This window comes from Actinomadura sp. NPDC000929, assembly GCF_040492065.1.
GTDB classification, from domain to species: Bacteria; Actinomycetota; Actinomycetes; order Streptosporangiales; family Streptosporangiaceae; genus Spirillospora; species Spirillospora verrucosospora.
In genome coordinates, this window is sequence record NZ_JBEUPA010000310.1 from 1 (window position 1) to 2,455 (window position 2,455).

Below are 2,455 nucleotides of genomic sequence, written 5' to 3' on the forward strand. Positions count from 1 at the left end.
CGTGCGCGGCGGCACCACCGTCGGCCGCGGCGCCGTGGTCGAGGCGGGCGCCACCGTGATCGGCAGCGTCCTGCTGGAGGACTCGTTCGTCGCCGAGGGCGCCACCGTCCGCGACTCGGTCCTCAGCCGGGGCGCCCGGGTGGGCCCCGGCGCGGTCCTCGACGGCGTCGTGCTGGGCGACGGCGCGGTGGTGGGCCCCGGCAACGAACTGCGCTGCGGCGTGCGCGTCTGGCCCGGGATCAAACTGCCGCCGACGGCCATCCGCTTCTCCGCCGACGACTGAGTTCTTTACTCCGTTCCCATCCGGCGGCGTATTCGCGGTCCGCCGAATTCGGCCGCGCCGCGGCCCTTTCTCAACGGTATTCCGGCCTGGCCCTTTGCTCAGAAGGTGCGGCTGGTGAACCAGGTCGCCTGGCTGCCGGGGTGGTTCAGGTCGACGGTGATCCCTGACAGGCGCCTGTCGCCGCCCAGCGAGCCGTCGTAGCGTCCCCGGGTCCCGTTGAACCATCCGATGATGAAGAAGATGTTGAAGCCGTCCACCGATCCCGTCTCGATCGTCCCGGCCGTGCTGCCGTAGACCGCGGACCCGAAGAGCCTGCCGGCGCCGTCCTGGGTCACGTTGACCTGGATGTTGCCCCCGCGGCTCTGGAAGATCGTGTAGACGCCGGCGGCGTTGAACGCCGGCGCGGCGAGTGCCCTGCTCGGCGGGGTGGCCGGTGCCGCGGCGTCGGCGGCGGTGGGAGTCAGGGCCAGTCCGCTCGCGCTCAGAGCGAGGGCGAGGGCGGCCGTGGCGATTTTGGGGAGCATGATGCCTCCGTGGGGCGACGACGAGAGACCGTGCGGGTACTCGCGCTGTCTCGGTCAGAGGCACCCGCGGTATCCGCTCAACAGAGAATCCACTGACACCAGACGCCATGCAAGTGGCGATTTGACTCTTCGTCCTGACCGGTATCGGGCGCGGCTCACACGCTCCGATCCGCTCAGTAATACTTGCTGGTTCTGGTGTGCTCGGCCGCTTCGACCCACGATTGTTCGCCAGAGGAAAGCGTCGGTAGTGGTCGCTTTTGGGGCGGGCAAAGAAATCACTTCATGGTGACCATTTGATGCTCCGTGCTCGGTGGGGCCGCTGACCGCTGGGTTCGGGCGAAGTGAGACCGCCTTGCGCCCAGGGCGCAAGGCGGTCTCACGGATGCCGTGGGTCAGCGGAGGGAGCGGACCCGGCCGTCGAGGCCGAGCACCGCCGTGCGGCCGCCGGGGCGCAGGTGCACCAGGCGGTGCGAGCCTTCCCGCGTCACCTGCATCCGGGGGCCGGCCGCCGGGGTGAGGCGCAGGCAGATCTGGCGTTCGCTGCGGATCTGGTTCGTGCAGTCCAGTTTGAGGTTGGGCATGCCCGGACTTGGGTTGAACGGGTTGTACCGGACCGGGGCCGGCATGATCCAGCCGCAGAAGCCGCCGCCGCGCAGGGCGACGGTCTGCGCGTCCGGGCTGACGGTGGCCGTGCCCGAGGGGCCGGCGCCGCCGGTGGCGAACGTGTTGTCCACCCTGACGGCCGTGCCGCGCAGGTCGATGTTCCCCTCACCGACGGGAGTGCCGGTGCAAGACATCGCCACGGCGTAGGGCATGCTCGTCACGGTCTCGGAGCCGCTGTGCCGGAGCGAGCCGGTGGACGTGGCGAACTTCAGGTCGCCGATGTCCACGGTGAACGCGGCGGGGTCGAGGCGGAGCCGGGTGAAGGTGGTCCTGACGTTCGTCCCGGGGGACGCGCCGCCGGCGGTGTATTGCGAGTAATTCTCGGACGAACCGGTCCTTTCGAGCGTCACGTACTCCTTGGGCGCCGTGGTCATGTCGGCGCAGTAGACCGTGAAGAGTTTCGCGCCGTCGCTCAGCAGATAGGTTCCGTCCGGCGCGCTGGGGAAGTTCTGGCGCACTTGCAGGCAGCTTCGGTACGCGACACCGGCGTCGGCGTGCGCGGGCACGGTCGCGGCCAGAGGGAGGGCCGCGCAGGTGGCGGCGAGGAACGCGGACGCCCGAAATGGCATTTTCGCCATGAACTCTTCCTTTTGTTGGGGGATGATGCTGCCCGGCAGATTAACAGCCATTTTCTGAATGCAATATGGCCGCAAGGTAAGGGCGCGGATGGCCGTCGCGTCAGAGTTGTGCCGGGGCAAGGCAAGAAGAATTCTGCTTTATGGCGATATTTATATTTTGCCGTGGAACGGGAAGTTCACCCGCCGGGCGGTGGCAGACTGGTGCCGGAGACCGTCGAGGCGCCGACGTGCGAGAAGGCCCCGGTGGAGCATGTGAGGCAGGGAGAGTCGGCTCGTTGAGCGTTGCTGAACCGTCGCCCGGGGTGGCCGGGGAGGCGACCGCTGGGCGCCTCCCCCGCCCGGGGCGGGTGTTGGGGGCCCCCGAGATAGGGAGAGCGGCGGGGGGGGGAAGAGTGTGGAAAACAATG

General features: G+C 68.8%; 3 protein-coding genes. 1 reads left to right on the forward strand and 2 read right to left on the reverse strand.

The genetic code is table 11. The features are described 5' to 3' along the window. Window positions 1-283 (forward strand): GlgC family sugar phosphate nucleotidyltransferase (locus ABWI04_RS42465; RefSeq protein ID WP_502913224.1); only part of this gene is annotated, 283 nt, incomplete at its 5' end. 98 nt (window positions 284-381) lie between these two features. On the opposite strand, the gene ABWI04_RS42470 is transcribed toward ABWI04_RS42465, so the two are convergent. Both ABWI04_RS42470 and ABWI04_RS42475 read right to left on the reverse strand, forming a co-directional pair. Next, window positions 382-807, reverse strand: coding sequence for a hypothetical protein (locus tag ABWI04_RS42470; RefSeq protein ID WP_353835949.1), 426 nt, complete (start codon window positions 805-807; stop codon window positions 382-384). Between the two features lie 392 nt (window positions 808-1,199). Then, a complete protein-coding gene (locus tag ABWI04_RS42475) occupies window positions 1,200-2,048 on the reverse strand; it encodes a GON domain-containing protein (RefSeq protein WP_353835950.1) in 849 nt (282 codons plus the stop codon). Window positions 2,049-2,455: the final 407 nt, after the last annotated feature.

Bases quoted from the DNA above. Each gene is read 5' to 3' on its own strand.
- ABWI04_RS42470 (WP_353835949.1), bottom strand. From the start codon at position 807: ATGCTCCCCAAAATCGCCACGGCCGCCCTCGCCCTCGCTCTGAGCGCG.
- ABWI04_RS42475 (WP_353835950.1), bottom strand. From the start codon at position 2,048: ATGGCGAAAATGCCATTTCGGGCGTCCGCGTTCCTCGCCGCCACCTGC.